We start from the raw sequence: 21,319 nt of genomic DNA, 5'->3' as shown, positions 1-21,319 counted from the left end.
ATTATTATTAATCATAAATTTTAATTAGAACAATGTTAGTATCATCCTTAGAATATCTTTGTGAAATATAACTAATCTGTTCAGATTTCGGTTTAACAACTAAAAAAAACAAGCAACCAATATTGATTGCTATCGAATTAGCTTGTAATGCGTTATCTGTATAAGCATTGCGTGGATCGCTTTGCCTATCGGCGATTAAAAGTGATTGTGGTACGCTTGCAAATAACGATTTGATATTCTGTTTACTCCTAATCTCATGAATATTTATCATATTTTATTTATATTTATTTTAAAAGTTAATGCCTTTACCACCATTTTTTTAGCTTAAGCCATAAAACAGATACTATGCTAATCACAATTAATAGTACGATTAAGCCAATGAAAGACCACTCTTTTTCATTAAAAGGAATACCGGCTAAATTAACCCCAAGTAAACTTGTTATAAATGTAATTGGCGTAAAAATAATGGTAAATAGTGACATTAAATAGATACGCTTATTAGTCGATTCAGCTAGAATACTATTTATTTGTTCCATAACTGAACCAATCCTGATTAGGCAACTATCAATTTCAGAAACATAATGATTTTGTTGATTAGAGATATCATGAAGCCGTTGACGATCGTTGTCATCAATCCAAGATATTCTTTCGGTCGAAATTTTGACAAAAATATCACGCTGTGGTGAAAGTAGACGACGCAGTATGAAAAGTTGTTTGCGCACTCTGCCGATCTCTTTATGGGAAAAAATCCGCTGATTTAGTAATAAATCTTCTAATTTTATTATCTTATTGTGAACACCATCAAAAGATAAATTCACTTGATCACATATTAATTCTGAAAGCTGTATCAGCCAATCGGCAACATCAACAGGGCCAATACCTTTTTCTAAATTTTCTTTTAATTTAACGATTGCATCTATTTTTTGATGTCTGGTTGAAATGATCAAATTATCGGTAATATAAAAACGAAAAGTAACAATAGGATCAGGTAGTTCATTTGGAGTAAAGTTTACCCCTTTCAAGACCACTAAAATACCTGAATCACAACGGATCTCCTTTGGAAATTGATTAGCTTTAATCAACTCATTTTTAACAAGATCAGGTATTAAATTTGTTTGATTAATCCAATTAATAGTTTCACTTTTAGCAAAATCCAGATGTATCCAATATGGTTGCTTAATAGAAGCTTTAGATCCATCATTCAAAGGATTTGCTTTTCCTTTACCATCCAATTGGCAACTAAAAACAGGTTGTGCTGCAAGTAGATCTGAAACCAGAATAGAGTTATCGCTATTTTCGTTAGTCATCATCAGCCCCATTTATTAAGTTTGCTTAATTATATACTGATTTTGCGCTAAAATGCAGCGAATGATTAATAATCGATATTTTTTACTATTGATATTTTTTACTATTAAGGATTTAAATAAATTTGCGGTATTGATGATTCGCTAGGATGAGCAAAAATACCCAAATCAACCCCATACCAGCGTTGAATATTTTCTACCGTCAATACTTGTGAAGGGGTGCCTTGTTCAACAATTTTACCTTTATTAAGCAAAATTATTTTATCCGCATATAAGGCTGCTAGATTGAGATCATGTAAAACACAACAAACTGCCAATTTTTGTTTGACTGCTAATTGCTTTAATAATCGTAAGGTATGTTGTTGATGATAGAGATCGAGAGCTGATGTTGGCTCATCTAAAAATAATAATTTTTCACTAGGTTGCGGTTGCCATAATTGCGCTAAAACTCTTGCTAATTGCACCCTTTGTTGTTCTCCGCCAGATAATCCTCGATAATCGCGTTCAGCAAATTGTAAACAATCTGTTTGTAACATGACTTCATCAATTGCTTTATTAAAATGGACTTTACCATAAGGAGCTCGCCCCATAGCAATAACTTCTTTTACCTTGAATGGAAAAGTAAGTTGGCTTTGTTGTAACATCACGGTTCTAGTTTTAGCCAATTGTTTTTGTGGCCATTGGGACAAAGGACGGTCGAGTAAATAACATTCTCCAGAAGATGGTTTTTGATAACCTGTTAATAGGCGTAACAAGGTTGATTTACCAGCACCATTAGGACCAATAATAATAACAATTTCACCAGATTTTATCGATAAAGAAACATCGTTAATTATCATTCGACTGCTATAAGCAAATGTCAGATTTTTAGCAATTAACACTATAAAGTTCCACCAATTATTTATGTCTTAAAATAAGCCAAAGAAAATATGGACCACCAATTAGGCTAGTTAAGAGACCAACAGGAATTTCTGTCGGGGCAACTAATGTTCTAGCTAAGGTATCTGCTAACAGAAGTAAACATGCACCTCCTAACGCAGAACCAGGAATTAACCATTTATGATTTGCTCCAATTTGCAAACGAATCATATGAGGAACAACTAAACCAACAAAAGCAATAATGCCACTCACCGCCACTGATGCACCAATTAACACAGCACAAAGCAATAACAGATAGCGTTTCGTACGTTCAACATTAATGCCTAAATAATGGGCATCTTCATCACCTAATTGTAATATGTTAAGCTGATGAGCCAATTTGATTAAGCACAATAATGCTGGAAAAATTAACGATAGCGACACAATCACCAGATCCCATGAACCTTTACCTAAATGGCCCATTGACCATAAAGAAATTTGTCTTAGTTGTGATTCATCACTGATATAACTCAAGCCGCCCATTACTGCCCCAATGATGGCATTAATAGCAACGCCAAGTAAAATCATTTTAGCTAGATTACATTGTTCATTAAGACTATAAAGGTAAATAAGTGCACAAATAAATAAGCTACCAGCAAATGCGGCAACCATTTTGCCGTAAAGCATCATAATTGGCGGGAAAACAGCAGGAAATAAAATTGTTATACCGACCATTAGACTCGCCCCACTACTAATACCTAGCAAGCCAGGATCAGCTAAAGGATTTCTGAATAATCCTTGCATCACAGCACCTGCACTTGCTAATGCCATACCAACAATTATCGCTAAAATAATTCTTGGTAAACGAATATTGCACCAGATATTCCATAAAGGATCATCAAATGACATATTCATTAGTTGTGTAAATGATAATTTTAATGCCCCTGAATTTGCAGAATAGATCATTAAAATTAATAGCAAAATAAATAATCCCAATAATAATATTGGTTGGCTAGATTTGCGCACCAATTAACCTCATATATTTAATACTAATAATTTACTGTTAGATTTGGGTCGACAACACTATATGCACGATTATCAAATTGTTGATTTGCAATTTTATCCATGATTATTTTGGCTAATTCTTTACGATATACGAAACCGTGAACTTCTTGAGCAAAATAGCATTGACCATTATTGGTTAATTCACCATCGCGTAAACCGCCGGGTCTTAAGATCACATAATTCAAGGTACTCGTTTGTAACCAAACTTCAGCCAAGGATTTTTCGCGCACCGCATTACCAAATGCTTGTTTAGCTCGTAAGGATAAGGTTGACCATGAATCACCACAACCAAGTGAGGTCACCAATACCATTTGTTTGATTCCTACTTGTTCTGCACAATCAATGATATTACGTTGCGCAATATAATTGCCGGTTTCGCCACCCAAAGTTGAAATAATGGTTGCATCACAACCAGCTTGCTTACCGATTTCCTTGACTAATTCAACGTCGGTTGCATCACCTACATAGGTTTCAATATTTTGTTGAGCTAATTGTTTTGCAAAGTCAGCATTGCGGACTAAAGCAATACAACGCCACTCTGGGTGGCATTGTTTGATTAATTGCGATACTTGATAACCAGTTCCTAACTTGGCGCTAACACCAAAAATAATTACTGTTTTCATGTTATTATTCTTCAAATTAATTGATTTTTTCGGCTAATGCTCGGAATTTTTCAAGCTGATCGGCTTTTAATTGATGTTTTTCATCACGACCAACAAAAATTTTAAACATTGATTGGCCTAAATGATTAAGGAAAATTATCGATGCAGTCGACATTTTCATAAATTTTCGTTCGATAAATGCAATATGTAGACAATGTTCCGCTTTAATATGACCACTCAAACCTTTTTGATGACGTAAATTAAAGTATTTTTGGCTATGCGTTCCTGGAGGAAGTTCTCCTGAAATCTCGGCAATAATATCTCCGGTATGAATTAAAAATAATACGTCACCCCAAGTTGTTACCTCCTCCCAAATCATATCAAAATTGCTACCATCAACAACTTTAACATCTGGTATTGCTTGGATTACTTGTGTAAGTGTCACTTTATAATCTTGCGCTATTTTTTCTAATAATTCTTCTGGGTTTGATTGCATATAAGTTGCAAGATTATTTAAAACAGTTGGTTTATCTACCATAGTAATTTTCCTTAATTATTTATTTTTTAAATGGATGTTTTGCATATGTGGATGAGCTTTAGGCATACCATTACCTTGTTGCATGGCTTGTCTGGCTTGAGCCATCTTCTGTTGTAATTCGATATGTTCTGGATTATTAAGTTGCAATAACAATTGCTGCAATGCTTGAACTATATTACTCGACCAAAAACGTCCTGATAAAGTTAATCGTAAACAACGATCTTCATTTTGCAGCAAACCGACTTCATGCCATTGCTTGATAAGTGGATCAAAGAGCTCAGCTTGATTGGTTAGTTGCGTTAAATCTACGCGCCCTTTTTCTATACCAGCTTGTAATTTGTGCAACCAGTCCCCAACTAAAGGTTTACCGGTTAACATCATCAACGGTTTTTTACCTTGATCTAATAATGCATAATACTGATTTAAATCACGATGGATCATATAGGATTGACCATTTAATTTACCACCAGCACAAGAACCAAATCCAAAAAAATGCGAGCCTTGCTTTATGAGAAAATTATATAAATTCCGTTCACGACTGGTTTTAGCCCAATGCGCATTAGTTAGATGTGTCCAACCTTGTTTAGCTAAATACTCAGCACCTTGATGGTAAAAACCACATTTATCAATAACCGATGGTAATTCAATTCTTCTATTTTCAACTCCTTTCGCTAAAGGAGTCGTTGGTAAAAGATTTAAAGAGTAAAGATCAACGCCATCAAGCGGAAGTTGATCAGCAATTTCTAAATCTCTTTGCCAAGTAGCGGTTGTTTGGTTAGGTAAGCCAAACATCAAGTCACAAACTAATGCAACACTATCACGCGCAGCAATGCGTTCAAAACCTTGAATAATCTCTTTTTCTGATGATTGGCGTCCTAATCGTTGTCTAATTGTGGTATTGAAGGTTTGAATACCTATTGAAAAACGATTTGCGCCAGCTTCAATATAACTATCAATTTTTTCATCATCAAAATCAGAAATTCGCCCTTCTATGGTAATCTCACAATCAGGCGCTAAAGGAGCATGTTGTTTAAAATAACTAATTACTCGTGCTAACTGTCCAGAGGCCAATGCAGAAGGTGTTCCACCACCAAAATAGATAGCATGAATTGGGGCCGACTGCATTGCTTTACTATTGATTTCTAAAGATATTTCTTGTAGCAAATAGTCTATATAAGTTTTGGTATCAAACTTACGTAATGGATTTTGATAAAAACCACAAAACTGACAATGAATGTCGCAAAAAGGAATATGTAAATAAATTAGCCTTTTTTTGCCAGCTAAATTTGAATTTTGTAGGTTATTCCATTGTTGCTCTAATTCTTGAGGCGGAACAGGTAAACTTGCTTGTAATGGCATCACAGCCCAACGATCTTTAAAAGGTAAAACCGAATTTAAAGCGTAATAGGTACTTACATCAAATGATTTCATAACTTCCATTCATAAAAATAATCTTGCTGAATTAAATAATAATTATTCTCATTTATCAATGTTTTTTTCATTATTAATTTATTTGTTATGCAATATAAATTTATTATTTATTTGAATAATAAAACCATTTTAACTGTATTTACTATTTTTTATAAAACTTCGAGTAAATTAATATAAATATTAATTTGATAATGATTATCATTTTCAATATATTGTTTGTTCTATTTTTAAACTTTTAAATGAGAAAATACAAAATGAAAAAGAAATTTATGGCAAATATTGTACTATTCATATTCATTTTTAGTATTAATAGCTTTATTAATTTCAGTTATGCAAATGAGAGAATTGTTATAGCCGGAGGAGCACTGACTGAAATTGTGTTTACTCTGGGGGCAGGTGATCAGGTTGTTGGTGTTGATAGCACTAGTCAATATCCTAAAACAGTAAGACAACTCCCTCAAATTGGTTATTTAAAATTACTAAATATTGAGTCAATACTATCTCTTAATCCTTCACTAGTTATTAGTTTCAATGATACTGAAACCGATAATATTCTTAAGCAAATAACACAAGCAAAAGTTAATGTTCTAGCGTTGAAACGTGTGCCAGCAACAATTGATTTACTTTATGAAAATATTAATAAGATTGCCATAAAATTGGATAAACAAGAAAAAGGTCAAGAACTAATCAATCGAATCAAAAATAATCTTTCTAACATCGAAAATCAAATAGCGACTAAACCACATAAAACAAAAGTGTTGTGCATCATGAATATGGGAGGAAGCATTTTAATTACAGGAAAAAATACGACTACAGACGCACTAATCACTATTGCTGGTGGTGAAAATCTTGCTACCCATAACAGTGTTAAAACTTATACAACTGAATCATTAATTGCTATGAATCCAGAAGCTATTATTTTAACCACACATTCAATCAATGAATTAGGTGGTTTAGATAAAATTAATACCATTCCGGGTATCTCAGAGACAGCGGCATTTAAAAATAACCGAATTATCATTATTGATGATAGCTATTTATTTGGTATTGGACCGAGAGTAGATGAAGCTGTGAAAATACTCTTTCAAGGTTTTTACCCTCAATAAATTTTTAGAATAACTATTTTTATAATTTTTAATAATATTTTTATCATTTGAAGCAATAAATGAGCACGATTGTTATTTATTACATTATCTATGAAAGGACTAACATGTTGAAGTTTAAATATTTAAAAAATACCAGCTCATTAGCATTAGGTTTAACATTGGCGTTACCTGCTATTGCTGCTGATAAACATAATGATCAAAACGATATTGATACTATTACCGTTACCGCTCATGAAGCAACAAAAAAACCCGGAACAAATACCGAAATTTCGGAGCAAGATATTCGCCGTGATGGAGGAACTAACTTTGGTACTATTATGCGTTATCAACCGCTGATATCTGCTTCTGGTAGCATTTCTGGCTCAGGTAGTGGTAAAAGCAGTTGGGACCGTGGTGGATTTACTGGTTATAACATTCGTGGCTTAAATGCTAACCGAGTTTCAATCGATATTGATGGTATGCCATTACCCATCGCCCAGGGTCGGGTTAATGGTGTTGGTCGGGCCGGATTTGGTTCTTATGGTATTGGCCGAGATTATATTGATACTTATATGTACAATAAAGTTGATATTCAATCTGGCGCAACCTCGGTTAGTAACGCTAACAATGCTTTAGGTGGTTCAGTATCATTTAAAACTAAAACCGCAAGTTATTACCTCTATCCGGGTAAAACCAGCTATTTCGGTTTCCAAAACAATTATGACAGTGCCGACCGAAGTTATCACCAAGGTTTAACTATGGCGGGTGGTGATGAGTATCTAAATGGTATTTTGGTATTAAGTCGACGCGATGGTCAACAAACTCGTAATTATGGTGATTCAATCAATAGTTATCCAGAAAATTGGCACTCTAATTCAATCTTAGCTGGTTTTGGTTGGCAAATGACGGATGAACATTTAATCAACACTACTGTTGATTACAATAATAAAACTAAAAACTCTCATTATGATACTTGGGATAAATATGGTAAAAAGGTTGAATCATTTGATAAACAAAGAAGCAAAAATAATCGTTTCAATCTTGCAATTAAAGATCAATGGAAACCGACAAATATCAGTTGGATTGATAGTTTAACCACACAATTGAATTATCAACGTACTAATGTTTATGACAATACCGACATCCGTAATAAAACTAAAGGTAATTTTAATACCCAAACGAACTACAATACCAAAGCTTATAACTTTATTACAACTTTAATCAAAAGTTACGATAACCAACGCATTAGTGCTGGTTTAAATGGTAAATGGAGTGAAGATGAATCACCATTCTTCTCATCAGCTAAATCACCAAATACTAGAGTATTCCCTGATGGCGATTACAGTAAACCACAAGCCGATAGCCGTAGTTATCAACTTGGTGGCTTCTTCGAAGATCGGATAAGCTTTAATGTTAATGACAGTAATAATTTTTATTTAGTTCCTGGTGTCAGAGCTGTTTACCAAAATACTAAACCGCGTAACCTTGAAAATATGTCATTATCAAAAATAAGTAGTAGTCAATTAGGTAAACAATACAATGGTAATAGTGATTTTAAAGTATTACCTTCGATGGCATTTATGTATGACATTACCCCTGATTTCACTGCCTATTTGCAATATAAGCGTGCAGCACAAATGCCAAATCAGAACCAACTTTATGGCTCTTATTTAGCCCATAGTAGTATAGCTTTATTAGTGGGTGATTCAAATCTTAAAACTGAAACCAGTGACAACTTTGAATTAGGTTTAAAAGGACAACCTGTATCGGGGGTGACACTTTCATCATCAGCTTTTTATAATAAATATAATAATTTCATTGCTTATACTCGCTATAAAAAAGATTTTTTAGGCATTGGTAACCGTATTGTTTATCAAGCAGAGAACCGTGATAAGGCTTATATTTATGGTGCTGAACTAAGCAGTGAATTCAATATCGGAAAATGGATTGAACCGGTTAATGGTTTGAGCGCCAGATTCGCAATTGGTTATAACCAAGGCAAATCAAAATCGAGTTATTTAGGTGATAAATATATTGAGATGGATTCCATTGCACCAATGAAAAGCACTATCGGCTTAGCATGGGACGATCCAAACAAGTTTTACGGTGTAGCGATTACTGCAACCTTCCAAAAAGGCAAAAAGGCTGAAGCAACATCTCGTGAAACTTATGGTAATGATGGTAAACCAATTGATAAATCTAAAGATGATTACTTTAGAATCGCTGGTCATGGTATTGTTGATTTAACTGGTTATATCAATATCACCAAAAATGTGAAGCTTAATGGTGGAATCTACAATCTTACTGATCAAAAATATTGGGATTATCTAAGTAATAATAAATTATATAGTACATCAGATCATAAATATCTAGATATGTTTACTGCTCCAGGCCGTACTTTCCAAATAGGTTTAGATATTGATTTCTAAAATTAAATAATCACAGAATAAAAAATAACCCGCTTTTGCGGGTTATTTGTTTAGCATAACTGATATAACTATTGATTAATTTTATTTTTTGAATAATAGGAGAATATAGCAAAATCACTTTAATCTTTTTAACTATGCTTTAATTTTAATCAACAATAAACCATTTAATTATTATAATCTTGGTTATGTTATGCTCTTTTTATCCAACTGAAAATCTAGGTGCAAAAATTAAGAAGAGAAACATGAAGAGATAACAACATATAGGAACAATTATAAAAAATATCCCAGTAATTCTTAAAAATTTATGAGATGAGAATAAAAGAAATATACCAACAACTAAAACAGCTAAATAAACCCACCAATAAATAATCAAAGTAAGTAAAAACACTCCCCATCCATTTAACGCCATATTTAATTCCTTTTTAAATTGTTTTATCTCTGTATGTCATAGATTCTATCATTGTTAGGAAAATTTAAAAGCATATTCAAAATGGATATTGCAAATAAATCACTATATAAAACAGATCGAAAATTATAATTGTCTTACTAATATCCAAACAGCATTATTAATATCAAAACAGAGGACTTGCCAAAAGGAATTAAATAACAACAAACGTTAGAGATGATAAAAAGTGTCTTAAAATACACAACACTTAAACTAATTTTCAAATGTTGTCACAATTTGCATTATAGAATTAAAGCAAGGGTAATCAGCAGTTAGGTACAAAATATTTAGAGCTTTTTATTTAAGATATAAAACAGCGCGAATGTTAAAAAAAATCACTTTTATAATTTTATCATCGAATTAACTAATGAATAACTAAAACGTGGAGAATTGATGAACAGTAATGAAATAAATGAAATATTGAAAAAGCATAAAATTTTGCTTACCTCTAATGGCATGAATGGATGTCAAATAGAACTTGATGCTGACCTGAGTTATAGCAAAATAGTAGGTGCCGACCTGAGTCACGCAGATCTGAAGCGTGCTCTTGTAATTCGCAAACCTGAGGTGCAGACCTAAGATATGCAAACTTGAGAGGTGTCAATCTGAGAGATGTAGATCTTAGCTGGCCAAACCTTAATCGTACTATATTACCTGAATCAACATTTATTATATCAGGTGAAAAATATATTATTTCAATATATGGTGATTATGTCAGAGCTAGTAGTTGGACTAATACAGATTATCAGAATCATTTAGCTAGTGAATAGCGTCAATTTAGCAAACAAGACATTCTTGATATGGACGGTGAGGACTCGCTTAAATTTTACCCTCGCCTATTAGATATTATTGATTTTTATTGTGGTAAAGGTGAGCGACAAGAATGGTTAAAGGGCGAAACAATGATTAGTAATGACAGTGAATTAATACTACAGAATGCAGAACAAGAGCATTTGGTGCAAATGCTGAATTACTTTACACACAACAAGGTACAGCAATTGGTGAATTTAATTTACCAGTTAAGCAAGGCTATGGAGAGAATCAAAAAACATCGTGTATTAAATGCGTACTATGGGGAAAAGTAGCAGAAGCATATGCTCCAAACATCAAAAAAGGCGATTTACTAGTTGTTAGTGGTGAGTTTTATGTCGAAGAATGGGTAAGCGATAGTGGCAAGCGATTACAGCCCACAATTATAGTTAATCAAATTCAATTGGCCAAAAAGTCAGGAGATAAGCAAGGTCAAGCAGCACCAACTCAGCCCAAAGCGACTGAACCGCCAGTTGATTTTGATAATGACCTAAATATTCCGTTTTAGGAGGTAATTATGGATTTAATAGATAAATGCTTAAGAATAGCCCTCATCGCGCATCAAGGACAAAAAGATAAATTAGGAAATACTTATATTCTTCACCCGTTATCGGTGGTTATGCAAAATGTAATATGCCATGGTTATTCCGCTATGTGTGTGGCTTTGCTTCACGATGTCATTTAGGATACGGAGATAGATAGTGTCGCTCTTAAATATTCTGATGTTCCCGTTCATATTATAAAAAGTGTAGAGATTTTAACTAAGTTAAAAAATGAGCGGTATGTTGACTATATTATTAGAATCATATTATCTAATGATAAAGACGCGCTACTAGTTAAACGAGCTGATTTATTGCATAACTTATCACTATCCCGTGATAGTGGCATACCTAAGGGTAAAAAGAGTATATACGAAAACGCATTAAATAATATAAATTATGCTTTGAAAAAATTAAACCCTTAGCGCTATTACCCCCCAAATCTCTGAATAAATCTGTTAATACCCCCCCTATCCCACTAATTTAAATAACCTATAACACTGGTGAAAATATGATTAACTTAATTAGGTTTGCAGTCTACTTTATCAACATGTATCTGTAAAACTTGCTTACCTTCAACATAATAATTTTAATTGAAGCCTTTAGGAAAAAAGCCTTTAAGCATTGCATCGTTTGGATCATATTTACAATATTTTACTATTGACAAATCATGTAATATTTTTTCACGCTGAGGATCATTGAATTTTTCTGCAGAAATACCTTTTATTTCATGTATAAAGTCCAGCATCCCATTTTTTATAGATACATCCACTAGGGTTGTATATTCATCAAATTTCAAAGGTAACCTTGATTTGATGTTTCGAACTAAAAGTTGTTGTGCTGGGTCATTACTGCTTTGCTCACCAGCAAAAACATTAGCCACGTAATTAATAAAAAAACATACACAAATAAAGCAGAAACACTTCTTCATTGCTCATTCCATATGGGAATCATTTATACATAATTTTTACTAATTATATAACTAATCTATAAACAAACAACCTTATAACACTGTTCATTCGGTGTGCATTGCTATTATCTAAAGGAAATGAATATGACTATACATGAACTAAAAATACTACCTGAATATTTTGAACCAATCGAAAGCGGCAAAAAGAAATTTGAGGTCAGAATCAATGTTCGAGATTATCAAGTTGGAGACACATTAATTTTAAGATGTTATCACCCTGTGATAGAGGTCTATTCATCTGAATTAGAGTGCAAAGTGATCTATATTTTGAATGATGAACGATACACCAAGTCAAATTACGTAATTATGTTGATAGAGGTGGTTAAGTGAAAGAGATAAGAAGGTATAAATTAAACGCATTTAATAATGGAACTTTAACGCTTCGTTAGGTGAAGACGCTTAACGCGAAAACTGAATTTGTTGAACACTCAGACGTCGAACAACTCCAAGCCAAAAGCAAAGAGCCTTTAGCTCCAGCGACGATTAATAAGTATAGAAAAACAATTCTTAGAGCATTAAGCTTGGCTTACAAAAACAACTGGATCAACTCAATACCTTACGTTGGAAAGTTAAAAGAACCAAAAATCAGGATTAGATGTGCTACAAACAAGAAGCGCAAGAGTTATTAAATAACATATCTATTGCTTGGTTGCGTGATGTCTGTTTGTTTGCTTTATTAACAGGAGCGAGAAGAACGGAAATTCTATCCATGACGAGGGATAAAATAGACTTTCAAAATAAAATAGCAATAGTTAGTAATGATATAGCTAAAAATGAGAAAGCAAGATCATTGTTGTTAAATGATGAGGCTATCGAATTATTAAAAAGCAGACGATTAATTAATAAAACATATGTTTTTGTTAATTCAAATGGCAACTCAATGAAAGATATCGATCGCCGTGTATTTAACCAAGCTACTGAATCGTGCGCCATTAATGATTTTACGTTTCATGATTTGCGCCACACATGGGCGAGCTGGCACGTTCAAAGAGGAACTCCATTATTCACTTTAAAGGAATTGGGAGGTTGGGAAACTTTAGAAATGGTACAAAAATATGCTCATTTGAACGCAGGACATTTAAGTCAATTTTCAAATGCGGTCACAATTTGGTCACAAGATGAAAACAAGGATAATCAACGGTTAAGCTTGGCGGCGGTAAATAATTGATTATCATAGGTTTTTATGGCGTCCCCTACAGGATTCGAACCTGTGACCTACGGCTTAGAAGGCCGTTGCTCTATCCAGCTGAGCTAAGGAGACATGGAGTAGCAGAATTGATATAACGCAGAGTATTATATAAAGCTATTTTGATCCGTCAATGCTTTTTAATGGATTATTAGATTATATAGTCAAAATATCATCAATTTAATGACATAATTGATATGTTCAAAATTTTTCTAATTAAAAATCGGGTATTTTGTTAAAAATAAATAAAAATTTATTTATTATTAAGCCTAAAAAACCCCTTTCCTCAACTTTTTTATATTATTGCTGATTGGTCGGATTTAATAATAAACTATGATAGCAGTTCGATGGCTGTCTTCTTATCTCAATTGAAATATTGGTCTTTTATTTAGCATTGGCTATTTGTGCTTTTAACAAAGCTAAACGACTTTGCCCTTGTTGCATCTTTTTCTCAGGTGATAATTCATGACGCTGATCTTGCCATGCTAAATCGTCTTGAGGAAGTTCAAGTAAAAAACGGCTAGGTTCTACATAAACTGTTTCACCAAATTGTTTTCTCTGTCGACTAAATGAAAAAGTTAATTCCCGTTGTGCTCGAGTGATTCCTACATACGCAAGCCGTCGTTCTTCTTCAATATTGTCTTCATCTATACTGGTTTGATGTGGCAATAACCCTTCTGACATGCCGATTAAATATACATAAGGAAACTCAAGCCCCTTAGAGGCATGTAACGTCATTAATTGTACTTGATCCAGTTCTTCTTCTGTTTCATTACGCTCTAACATATCACGCAAGGTAAATCTAGCTACAGCCTGCTCTAAAGTTAATCCCTCATCGATATCATCACCCTGTAACATATCATTTAACCAGCTCACCAACTGTTCTACATTACGCATGCGCATTTGCCCAGCAGTTGGCGAAGATGAAGTTTCGTAGATCCAACTTTCATAATGAATACCATGTAAGAGTTCATGAATGGCAGCCATCGGCTCTAGATGTGATTTTTCAATCAATGAATCAAACCAGTGAATAAAGGTATGCAATGTTTCCATTCGTTTACCTGATAGTAATTCCGTTAATCCCATATCATGACTCGCTTGATATAAGCTAACGCCGCGATGATTTGCCCACTCTCCCAATTTTTGGATAGTTACTGGTCCAATTTCACGTTTTGGGGTATTAATAATCCGAATAAATGCATTATCATCGTCAGGATTAGTTAATAAACGGAGATAGGCCATTAAATCTTTGATTTCAATTCGAGCAAAGAATGATGTACCACCTGAAATTCGATAAGGAATTCGATATTGCATTAGCATTTTTTCAATTAAGCGAGATTGATGATTACCTCGATACAAAATGGCATATTGACCATATTGGCTATTATTAGCAAATCGATGTCCGATTAAGTCGTTAACCACTTTTTCCGCTTCATGTTCTTCATTATCGGCTGAAATGACTTTTAGATGCTCTCCATAACCGAGTTCGGAAAATAATTTCTTTTCAAAGATATGAGGATTATTTTCAATTAAAATATTAGCAACTTTTAATATTCTTCCTGATGATCGGTAATTTTGTTCTAATTTAATCACTTCTAGTTGAGGAAAGTCTTGCTTGAGTAAAACTAAATTTTTCGGACGAGCACCACGCCAGGAGTAAATTGACTGATCATCATCACCAACCACCGTAAATTTAGCTCGGCTACCTACCAATAATTTAATAAATTCATATTGACTGGTATTGGTATCTTGATATTCATCGATTAATAGATAACGAATACGGTTTTGCCATTTTTCTCTAACTTCATCATTAGTTTTTAACAGCAATGTCGGTAATAAAATAAGATCGTCAAAATCTAATATACTACATGCTTTAAGTTGTTTTTCGTAAAGTTGATAACAGTGAGCAAATAGCTTTTCTTTATTCGTCTGCGCTCTCGCCATTGCAATGGTTGAATCAACAATATCATTCTTCCAATTCGAAATAGTTGAACGTAACTGATTAATAAGATCTTTATCACCATCTAACCATTGCTGGGTAAGCTCTTTGAGCAAAGCGAATTGATCATGATCATCAAATAGTGAAAAATTAGCTTTAATACCAAGATGTTTATATTCTCGGCGTACAATATCTAATCCTAAGGTATGGAAGGTTGAAATTTTTAGCCCTCTTGCCTCTGGTTTACTCAAGGATTGGGCTATGCGTTCTTTCATTTCCCTAGCAGCTTTATTAGTAAAAGTCACAGCAACAATATGTCGAGGCAAATATTCTTTTACCCGAATTAAATAAGCGATTTTATTAATAATTACTCGAGTTTTACCTGAACCTGCACCAGCTAGTACCAGACAAGGCCCTGAAACATATTCGACAGCTTGTTGTTGACTTGAATTTAAACGCACAAAAGAGAACCCTAAGTAAAATTGTTCGCTAGTATATACTGAACTATCAAGCATGCGCAATCCAGCCATACTTCGAAACATTTCATAACATTTGTTGCTATTGAATAAAAGTTAATGCCTGTTCAACAACTTCTATTCCTACCCCTTTTTTATGGGCGTTTTCACTCAAATAGCGTCGCCACTGTTTAGCCCCTTTTCTACCGTTAAAGATACCTAAGGTATGACGCATAATATGGTTGAGTTGAGCGCCTTGAGTTAACTGGGTTTCAATATAAGGATAAAGTGCTTGTATTGCCGCAATTGGGTCAGGACTTGGAACATCAGAACCAAAGATTTGTTGATCAATTTGCGTCAGTAAAATAGGATTTTGATAAGCTTCACGACCAACCATAACACCATCGACAAAAGTTAAATGTTGTTTGATTTCATCAATGGTTTTAATTCCGCCATTTATGGCGATAGTTAGATGAGGATAATCACGTTTTAATTGATAAACTCGCTCATAATCAAGTGGTGGCACTTCGCGATTTTCTTTTGGACTGAGTCCGGAAAGCCAAGCTTTACGAGCATGTACAATAAATGTTTCCGTATGAGGCATGACTTTTTCAATAAATTCACCTAAAAAGCCATAACTATCTTGATTATCAATACCAATACGTGTTTTTACCGTTATAGGAATATTGACAGCATTTTGCATGGCATCAATACAATTTGCGACTAAATCAGCTTTTGCCATTAAACAGGCACCAAACATGCCATTTTGTACACGATCAGAAGGACAACCGACATTAAGATTAATCTCATCATATCCTCGTTCTTCAGCTAATTTTGCACATTCAGCCAATGCAATAGGATCACTTCCACCCAGTTGTAAACTTAAAGGATGTTCTTGGCTATTAAAAGCTAAATAATCGCCTTTACCAAATAAAATTGCTCCAGTAGTGACCATTTCGCTATAAAGTAACGTTTGTTTGGTCAAAATACGATGAAAATAACGACAATGTTTATCTGTCCAATCCAACATAGGAGCTATAGAAAAACGATTTAATAGAGATTTTTTTTGCAAATTAGCCTCGACATAAAAAAATAAAATGTTATTCTATCTGCCATTTTTTAATAGTACAACAATATATAATATAGGGAATAAATATGGATTTTAACCAACCGAAAAGTATTACCATTACTTCAACTGAATTATTAAAAAAACAGATGAGATTTATAGCAATAATGCAACAAATCTATGGAGTTATAATGATAATTATCGGCGCCTTATCTTGTTTAGGGATCATATCTGCTATCGTCGGTATTCCGGTAATTTTAGCTGGCGTAAAACTATTCAAATCAGGCAGCACATTTAGTATGGCTGCAAATTTTGATAATGAACGAAATCTTATTGAAGCTATTGAAAATTTACATGGCTATTGGAAGTTTTCTTTAATTGCTTTTATTTGTTCAATTGTATTTTTCATTATTTATATGATTCTTATAGTAGCTCTTATTTCTTCTATTGGTGGTCACTACTAATAGACCGATTTAATCGAATTTAATATTGATTAAACATAGATATAAAAAACCTCGTTATTATAACGAGGTTTTTTTTGAATTTTATTCTGATTCACCTTCTGATGAAACTTCAGACGATTGTTGAGTAGGTAAATGATCATTATCGTCTTCTGATTTTATTTCAATAGGATCTGAAATTTCTTGTTGGTTCATTTCTTCTAATGATAAAGAGCCTTCTAATGTAGAGGTTTTAATATCTTTCACTATGCCCATCTCATCAAAATAAACGGCATAAGTAATCTGACTTACATTACCATGTTGTGGCTGTTGGCGGAAAACATAATACCAAACATTACCCCCAAAAGAAGAGGTTAACATTGGTGATCCCATAATAAATACCACCTGCTCTTTGCTTTGACCAACTTGTAATAATTCTATTGCATCTTTTGTTACATAATTACCTTGATTGATATCAGGTCGATAAACCCAACGATCAACAAGAGAACAACCAGTTAGTAACATACCGGCCACAATAGCAAGCGAAATAGATTTACGAAACGGCATTTAAAATCATCCATTCAAAAATACAATAGAATATATTATCGCTGATATTTTAACTAAGCGCTAGAAAAAATAATAAATTCTTCTATAAATTTATACTTAAAAGCATTGTTATCTTGATGATAATTAACAAGAGCTGATATTTTTCTTATTATCTTTAATCGTAATGCACTATAATAAGCAACTTTATATCAACAAATGACGGGTAAAAAATGAAATTAGATACCATTGAGCAAAAAGCAAGTTACGCAATTGGATTACAAATTGGCCAACAACTAAAAGAGTCAGGATTAAGCAATTTAGAACTTAATGCATTAAAATTAGCTATGGAAGATGTATTAAGTGGTAACCAACCAGCTTTACCTTTACAAGAATTGCATGATGCTCTTCGCCACGTTCATGAACAAGCCTCTAAAGAAAAAGCAAAGCAAGCAGAAAAAATTGCCCAAGCAGGAAAAGACTTTTTAACTGAAAATCTTAAAAAAGATAACATAAAATCAACTGAATCAGGTTTACAATACGAAGTACTTAAACAAGGTACTGGTGCATATCCAAAAGCAACTGACCGAGTGCAAGTTCATTATACTGGACAGCTAATTGATGGTACTGTATTTGATAGCTCTGTTGAACGAGGTCAACCAGCTGAATTCCCTGTTAATGGTGTTATTCGAGGCTGGGTTGAAGCGTTACAATTAATGCCAGAAGGCTCAAAATGGCGATTATATATTCCTCAAGAATTAGCTTATGGATCTCAAGGTGCTGGCGCGTCAATCCCCCCATATAGTACTTTAATTTTCGATGTTGAATTATTAAAAGTTCTATAAAAAAATATGGACGCCCTTGCGTCCATTATTGTCAGAATTAACTATTGTAAATTTTAGGTAATAAGCAGGTACATAGCGCAGCTAACAACAATAGAGCGCTAGCTATGCCAAAGGCAATAAAGTGGTTATGCCATGTGTCATATGCCCACCCTCCTAACCACGAACCAATCATCGCACCAATTTGGTGACCAAGGTAAGTTAAACCAGAAAGTAAACCAACAATTTTTACACCATAAATATCAGCAGATATGGCACTTGATAAAGATAAAGCGCCAGCCCAGACTAACCCACCTAATAAGGCTATGGTATAGAGTTGCCATTGCGTTGCTGCAATAACTAATGCTATAAATCCTATCCCTCGAACAAAATAGATCATAGCTAAAACAAACTTTCGTGGCACAATATCTGAAATATAGCCAAGCAGTAATGTGCTAAATATTGCCACCAGACCAATTAAGCCTAGTCCAGAAGAACTGGTTATTGAATCAAACCCATGATCCATTAACATAGGAACACCGTGAGTCCCAAGTAAATTCATGCTAAATCCACAAGTAAACAAACCAAAACTAAGTAGCCAAAAAGGTCGCGTTTTTAAGACTTGACCTAACGTCATTTCAGGTTTTAAATCATGATTATTCTCAGTTGTATCAGTATCACTTTTTTTATCTTTCATAATAAAGAGCGCTATCGGTAAAGCTAACAGCATAAAAAATAGTGAAAATGCTATCAATGTAGTTTGCCATCCATAAAGTGGAATAAAATAAGCAAATACAGGTAGCATAACCGCAATGCCAGCCATACTACCACTTGATAAGATAAATAAAGCCAAGCCACGATGTTTGCTAAACCAACGAACAACAATCGGCGTAAAACTTACCGAACCAACAAACGAGGTACCAAAAGATAACGCTATACCAAAGGATAATAAAAAATTCCAATAATCAGTTATATTAGCGGCCCAAACAGACGAAATAATAATAATTAGTGAACCTAATAATAATACAAAGCGTGTTCCATATTTGCTAACTAAATAACCGGCTATTGGCATCGCGATTCCAGAAAATAGCATACCAATAGCAATAATACTTGATAAAGTACTACGACTAAACTGTAGGTCGTTGGCGATAGGTAAAAAGAATACCCCCATACTCATCCGTAATCCGCTAGATAGCAGCGTTAACAACGCTGCTGCAATCACAATGTTCCATCCAAAATACCATTTACAACGCATAAGGTATCCTATATTTATTATAAAAAATCACCAGCAAAGTATAACATTTTGCTTTTTAGTCGGTATATAACTTAATAGTTTTCCGCTATAATATTTGTTTATGTGTATTAGGTAATAATGTAAGGAAAGTTATATGTCAACAAATATGATTCGCATCGCTATTGCTGGCGCTGGAGGTAAAATGGGTCGTCAACTCATTCAAGCGGTATCTCAAATTGAAGGAGTGACTTTAGGCGCTGCATTCGAAAGAGAAGGATCATCATTGATAGGTAGTGATGCTGGTGAGCTTGCCGGAATTGGTCTTTGTGGTGTAAAAGTCACCGATAATCTACTAAAAGCAAAAGATCAGTTTGATGTATTAATTGATTTTACTCGTCCAGAAGGAACCCTAGCACATTTAACTTTTTGTGTCGAAAATAAGAAAATGATGATAATCGGCACAACAGGCTTTGATGAAGCTGGTAAACAGGCAATTGCTAATGCTGCACAACAAATTGCAATTGTATTTGCCGCAAACTTTAGCGTTGGTGTTAACTTAGTACTTAAATTACTTGAAAAAGCCACCCAAATTATGGGGGATTATACTGACATCGAAATTATCGAAGCTCATCATCGTCATAAAGTTGATGCCCCATCAGGTACCGCACTTGCGATGGGTGAAGCTATTGCCGATGCACTTGGTTGTGACTTAAACGAGCGTGCAGTTTATTGCCGAGAAGGCCATACCGGAGAAAGACCAAAAGGGGCAATTGGTTTTGCCACTATTCGAGCTGGTGATATTGTCGGTGAACATACCGCAATTTTTGCTGATGTCGGAGAACGAGTTGAAATTAGCCATAAAGCTTCAAGCCGAATGACATTTGCTAATGGAGCAGTACGTGCAGCATTATGGCTTGCTAAGCAACCAGTTGGACTTTATGATATGCGTGATGTACTTAATCTAAATAATTTATAATGTTAAAGCATGACAGATGAAATTTGGATGCGTCATGCATTAGAATTAGCTAAGTGCGCTGAATCTATAGGAGAAATTCCAGTCGGCGCAGTAATTGTTGATGAAAACGGACAACTTATTGGTGAAGGTTTTAATCAATCAATTATTAAACATAACCCAACTGCTCATGCAGAAATCATGGCAATTGAACAAGCAGGTCAATTTTTACACAACTACCGTTTAGTCAATACAACATTGTATGTTACTCTTGAACCTTGTATTATGTGTGCTGGTGCTATTATACATAGTCGAATCAAGCGTGTAGTGTATGGTGCTAGTGATTATAAAACCGGTGCAGCTGGTTCTTATATCAATATTCTTTCCAGAACGGGCATTAATCATTTTGCCCAAATAACTAGTGGTGTTTTAGCTAGTGAATGTAGCTCAATGTTAAGCAACTTTTTCAAAAAACGGCGTTTAGAAATAAAACAAAATAAACACTCTTGTCATAGTACAGTTAACGATTGACTTAATATTTAAAAATGTATTCTATAAATCATTTTTTAATTTTTGATAAAAAATTTGCTTAGTTATTCTTTTTACC

General features: G+C 33.9%; 24 protein-coding genes, 1 tRNA gene and 1 pseudogene. 13 read left to right on the top strand and 13 right to left on the bottom strand.

Annotated features, from left to right (window positions below; all coding sequences use genetic code 11):
- Positions 1-7 precede the first annotated feature (7 nt).
- The 7 genes and pseudogenes from B6C84_RS09275 to hutW all read right to left on the bottom strand — a co-directional run.
- Positions 8-271 carry a hypothetical protein gene (locus B6C84_RS09275; RefSeq protein ID WP_086319953.1) on the bottom strand — a complete coding sequence of 88 codons (264 nt, stop codon included), beginning with the start codon at positions 269-271 and terminating at the stop codon, positions 8-10.
- 34 nt (positions 272-305) lie between these two features.
- The gene (zntB, locus tag B6C84_RS09270) at positions 306-1,307 is read right to left on the bottom strand and encodes a zinc transporter ZntB (RefSeq protein WP_065578048.1); all 1,002 of its coding nucleotides are present in this window, start codon (positions 1,305-1,307) and stop codon (positions 306-308) included.
- 104 nt (positions 1,308-1,411) lie between these two features.
- On the bottom strand, positions 1,412-2,188 hold the full coding sequence (locus tag B6C84_RS09265; RefSeq protein WP_367642648.1) for a heme ABC transporter ATP-binding protein: 777 nt from the start codon (positions 2,186-2,188) through the stop codon (positions 1,412-1,414).
- Positions 2,189-2,201: 13 nt separating this feature from the next.
- Positions 2,202-3,188, bottom strand: coding sequence for a FecCD family ABC transporter permease (locus tag B6C84_RS09260; protein WP_278183700.1), 987 nt, complete (start codon positions 3,186-3,188; stop codon positions 2,202-2,204).
- 23 nt (positions 3,189-3,211) lie between these two features.
- Complete coding sequence (locus B6C84_RS09255; RefSeq protein WP_065651924.1) at positions 3,212-3,850, bottom strand: NAD(P)H-binding protein; 639 nt, start codon at positions 3,848-3,850, stop codon at positions 3,212-3,214.
- 16 nt (positions 3,851-3,866) lie between these two features.
- On the bottom strand, positions 3,867-4,367 hold the full coding sequence (hutX, locus tag B6C84_RS09250) for a heme utilization cystosolic carrier protein HutX (protein WP_065651923.1): 501 nt from the start codon (positions 4,365-4,367) through the stop codon (positions 3,867-3,869).
- Between the two features lie 126 nt (positions 4,368-4,493).
- Positions 4,494-5,798 (bottom strand): annotated as a pseudogene (gene hutW / locus B6C84_RS09245) (heme anaerobic degradation radical SAM methyltransferase ChuW/HutW); the annotation flags it as partial.
- A gap of 254 nt (positions 5,799-6,052) precedes the next feature.
- Between hutW and B6C84_RS09240 the strand changes: the two are divergent.
- The 7 genes from B6C84_RS09240 (at position 6,053) to B6C84_RS11595 (ending at position 11,252) form a co-directional block, all read left to right on the top strand.
- A complete protein-coding gene (locus tag B6C84_RS09240) occupies positions 6,053-6,904 on the top strand; it encodes a heme/hemin ABC transporter substrate-binding protein (protein ID WP_165754863.1) in 852 nt (283 codons plus the stop codon).
- Positions 6,905-7,008: 104 nt separating this feature from the next.
- Positions 7,009-9,312 (top strand): TonB-dependent receptor domain-containing protein, encoded by a 2,304-nt coding sequence (locus B6C84_RS09235; protein ID WP_086354027.1) that lies wholly within the window; start codon positions 7,009-7,011, stop codon positions 9,310-9,312.
- 838 nt (positions 9,313-10,150) lie between these two features.
- Positions 10,151-10,336, top strand: coding sequence for a hypothetical protein (locus B6C84_RS09225; RefSeq protein WP_086320165.1), 186 nt, complete (start codon positions 10,151-10,153; stop codon positions 10,334-10,336).
- A gap of 11 nt (positions 10,337-10,347) precedes the next feature.
- Entirely contained in the window at positions 10,348-10,527 is a 180-nt protein-coding gene (locus B6C84_RS11850; protein ID WP_217332065.1) for a hypothetical protein, read from the top strand.
- 30 nt (positions 10,528-10,557) lie between these two features.
- On the top strand, positions 10,558-10,842 hold the full coding sequence (locus B6C84_RS11720) for a hypothetical protein (protein WP_244893527.1): 285 nt from the start codon (positions 10,558-10,560) through the stop codon (positions 10,840-10,842).
- Entirely contained in the window at positions 10,755-11,075 is a 321-nt protein-coding gene (locus B6C84_RS11845) for a single-stranded DNA-binding protein (protein WP_367642742.1), read from the top strand. The genes B6C84_RS11720 and B6C84_RS11845 overlap by 88 nt, the downstream gene beginning before the upstream one ends.
- 9 nt (positions 11,076-11,084) lie before the next feature.
- Positions 11,085-11,252, top strand: a complete 168-nt coding sequence (locus B6C84_RS11595) for a hypothetical protein (RefSeq protein WP_165754884.1) — start codon at positions 11,085-11,087, stop codon at positions 11,250-11,252.
- A gap of 443 nt (positions 11,253-11,695) precedes the next feature.
- Here the strand turns inward: B6C84_RS11595 and B6C84_RS09210 are convergent, their stop codons facing one another.
- On the bottom strand, positions 11,696-12,037 hold the full coding sequence (locus B6C84_RS09210; protein WP_086354026.1) for a hypothetical protein: 342 nt from the start codon (positions 12,035-12,037) through the stop codon (positions 11,696-11,698).
- Positions 12,038-12,154: 117 nt separating this feature from the next.
- On the opposite strand from B6C84_RS09210, the gene B6C84_RS11840 reads away from it, so the two are divergent.
- Entirely contained in the window at positions 12,155-12,406 is a 252-nt protein-coding gene (locus B6C84_RS11840; RefSeq protein WP_367643806.1) for a DUF3850 domain-containing protein, read from the top strand.
- Positions 12,407-12,671: 265 nt separating this feature from the next.
- Positions 12,672-13,244 (top strand): site-specific integrase, encoded by a 573-nt coding sequence (locus tag B6C84_RS09200; RefSeq protein WP_086320169.1) that lies wholly within the window; start codon positions 12,672-12,674, stop codon positions 13,242-13,244.
- Positions 13,245-13,260: 16 nt separating this feature from the next.
- Here the strand turns inward: B6C84_RS09200 and B6C84_RS09195 are convergent.
- From B6C84_RS09195 to dusA, 3 genes are all read right to left on the bottom strand, one after another.
- Positions 13,261-13,337: transfer RNA gene (locus B6C84_RS09195), tRNA-Arg, on the bottom strand.
- Between the two features lie 309 nt (positions 13,338-13,646).
- Positions 13,647-15,662, bottom strand: a complete 2,016-nt coding sequence (gene rep / locus B6C84_RS09190) for a DNA helicase Rep (RefSeq protein WP_086320181.1) — start codon at positions 15,660-15,662, stop codon at positions 13,647-13,649.
- 97 nt (positions 15,663-15,759) lie between these two features.
- Positions 15,760-16,728 carry a tRNA dihydrouridine(20/20a) synthase DusA gene (dusA, locus tag B6C84_RS09185; protein WP_217332066.1) on the bottom strand — a complete coding sequence of 323 codons (969 nt, stop codon included), beginning with the start codon at positions 16,726-16,728 and terminating at the stop codon, positions 15,760-15,762.
- A gap of 83 nt (positions 16,729-16,811) precedes the next feature.
- Between dusA and B6C84_RS09180 the strand changes: the two genes are divergently transcribed.
- The gene (locus tag B6C84_RS09180; RefSeq protein ID WP_065579148.1) at positions 16,812-17,186 is read left to right on the top strand and encodes a DUF5362 family protein; all 375 of its coding nucleotides are present in this window, start codon (positions 16,812-16,814) and stop codon (positions 17,184-17,186) included.
- Between the two features lie 81 nt (positions 17,187-17,267).
- Here the strand turns inward: B6C84_RS09180 and bamE are convergent, their stop codons facing one another.
- Positions 17,268-17,729, bottom strand: coding sequence for an outer membrane protein assembly factor BamE (bamE, locus tag B6C84_RS09175; RefSeq protein ID WP_065579149.1), 462 nt, complete (start codon positions 17,727-17,729; stop codon positions 17,268-17,270).
- 209 nt (positions 17,730-17,938) lie between these two features.
- Here bamE and bamJ point away from each other — a divergent pair, with 209 nt between their 5' ends.
- Positions 17,939-18,550 (top strand): BamJ family beta-barrel-assembly machinery protein, encoded by a 612-nt coding sequence (bamJ, locus tag B6C84_RS09170; RefSeq protein WP_065651917.1) that lies wholly within the window; start codon positions 17,939-17,941, stop codon positions 18,548-18,550.
- Positions 18,551-18,587: 37 nt separating this feature from the next.
- Here bamJ and B6C84_RS09165 read toward each other — a convergent pair whose 3' ends face one another.
- On the bottom strand, positions 18,588-19,781 hold the full coding sequence (locus B6C84_RS09165) for an MFS transporter (RefSeq protein ID WP_086354025.1): 1,194 nt from the start codon (positions 19,779-19,781) through the stop codon (positions 18,588-18,590).
- Positions 19,782-19,914: 133 nt separating this feature from the next.
- Here B6C84_RS09165 and dapB point away from each other — a divergent pair, with 133 nt between their 5' ends.
- Complete coding sequence (dapB, locus tag B6C84_RS09160) at positions 19,915-20,736, top strand: 4-hydroxy-tetrahydrodipicolinate reductase (protein ID WP_065651916.1); 822 nt, start codon at positions 19,915-19,917, stop codon at positions 20,734-20,736.
- Between the two features lie 9 nt (positions 20,737-20,745).
- A complete protein-coding gene (tadA, locus tag B6C84_RS09155) occupies positions 20,746-21,243 on the top strand; it encodes a tRNA adenosine(34) deaminase TadA (protein WP_065651915.1) in 498 nt (165 codons plus the stop codon).
- Positions 21,244-21,319 lie beyond the last annotated feature (76 nt).

Origin of the sequence: Gilliamella apis, from assembly GCF_002142155.1 — a bacterium.
GTDB classification, from domain to species: Bacteria; Pseudomonadota; Gammaproteobacteria; order Enterobacterales; family Orbaceae; genus Gilliamella; species Gilliamella apis.
This window is presented reverse-complemented; position numbering and strand designations above follow the sequence as displayed.

Bases quoted from the DNA above. Each gene is read 5' to 3' on its own strand.
- B6C84_RS09275 (WP_086319953.1), bottom strand. From the start codon at position 271: ATGATAAATATTCATGAGATTAGGAGTAAACAGAATATCAAATCGTTA.
- zntB (WP_065578048.1), bottom strand. From the start codon at position 1,307: ATGACTAACGAAAATAGCGATAACTCTATTCTGGTTTCAGATCTACTT.
- B6C84_RS09255 (WP_065651924.1), bottom strand. From the start codon at position 3,850: ATGAAAACAGTAATTATTTTTGGTGTTAGCGCCAAGTTAGGAACTGGT.
- hutX (WP_065651923.1), bottom strand. From the start codon at position 4,367: ATGGTAGATAAACCAACTGTTTTAAATAATCTTGCAACTTATATGCAA.
- B6C84_RS09240 (WP_165754863.1), top strand. From the start codon at position 6,053: ATGAAAAAGAAATTTATGGCAAATATTGTACTATTCATATTCATTTTT.
- B6C84_RS09235 (WP_086354027.1), top strand. From the start codon at position 7,009: ATGTTGAAGTTTAAATATTTAAAAAATACCAGCTCATTAGCATTAGGT.
- B6C84_RS09225 (WP_086320165.1), top strand. From the start codon at position 10,151: ATGAACAGTAATGAAATAAATGAAATATTGAAAAAGCATAAAATTTTG.
- B6C84_RS11720 (WP_244893527.1), top strand. From the start codon at position 10,558: ATGGACGGTGAGGACTCGCTTAAATTTTACCCTCGCCTATTAGATATT.
- B6C84_RS11595 (WP_165754884.1), top strand. From the start codon at position 11,085: ATGGATTTAATAGATAAATGCTTAAGAATAGCCCTCATCGCGCATCAA.
- B6C84_RS09210 (WP_086354026.1), bottom strand. From the start codon at position 12,037: ATGAAGAAGTGTTTCTGCTTTATTTGTGTATGTTTTTTTATTAATTAC.
- B6C84_RS11840 (WP_367643806.1), top strand. From the start codon at position 12,155: ATGAATATGACTATACATGAACTAAAAATACTACCTGAATATTTTGAA.
- B6C84_RS09200 (WP_086320169.1), top strand. From the start codon at position 12,672: ATGTGCTACAAACAAGAAGCGCAAGAGTTATTAAATAACATATCTATT.
- B6C84_RS09180 (WP_065579148.1), top strand. From the start codon at position 16,812: ATGGATTTTAACCAACCGAAAAGTATTACCATTACTTCAACTGAATTA.
- bamE (WP_065579149.1), bottom strand. From the start codon at position 17,729: ATGCCGTTTCGTAAATCTATTTCGCTTGCTATTGTGGCCGGTATGTTA.
- bamJ (WP_065651917.1), top strand. From the start codon at position 17,939: ATGAAATTAGATACCATTGAGCAAAAAGCAAGTTACGCAATTGGATTA.
- B6C84_RS09165 (WP_086354025.1), bottom strand. From the start codon at position 19,781: ATGCGTTGTAAATGGTATTTTGGATGGAACATTGTGATTGCAGCAGCG.
- dapB (WP_065651916.1), top strand. From the start codon at position 19,915: ATGTCAACAAATATGATTCGCATCGCTATTGCTGGCGCTGGAGGTAAA.
- tadA (WP_065651915.1), top strand. From the start codon at position 20,746: ATGACAGATGAAATTTGGATGCGTCATGCATTAGAATTAGCTAAGTGC.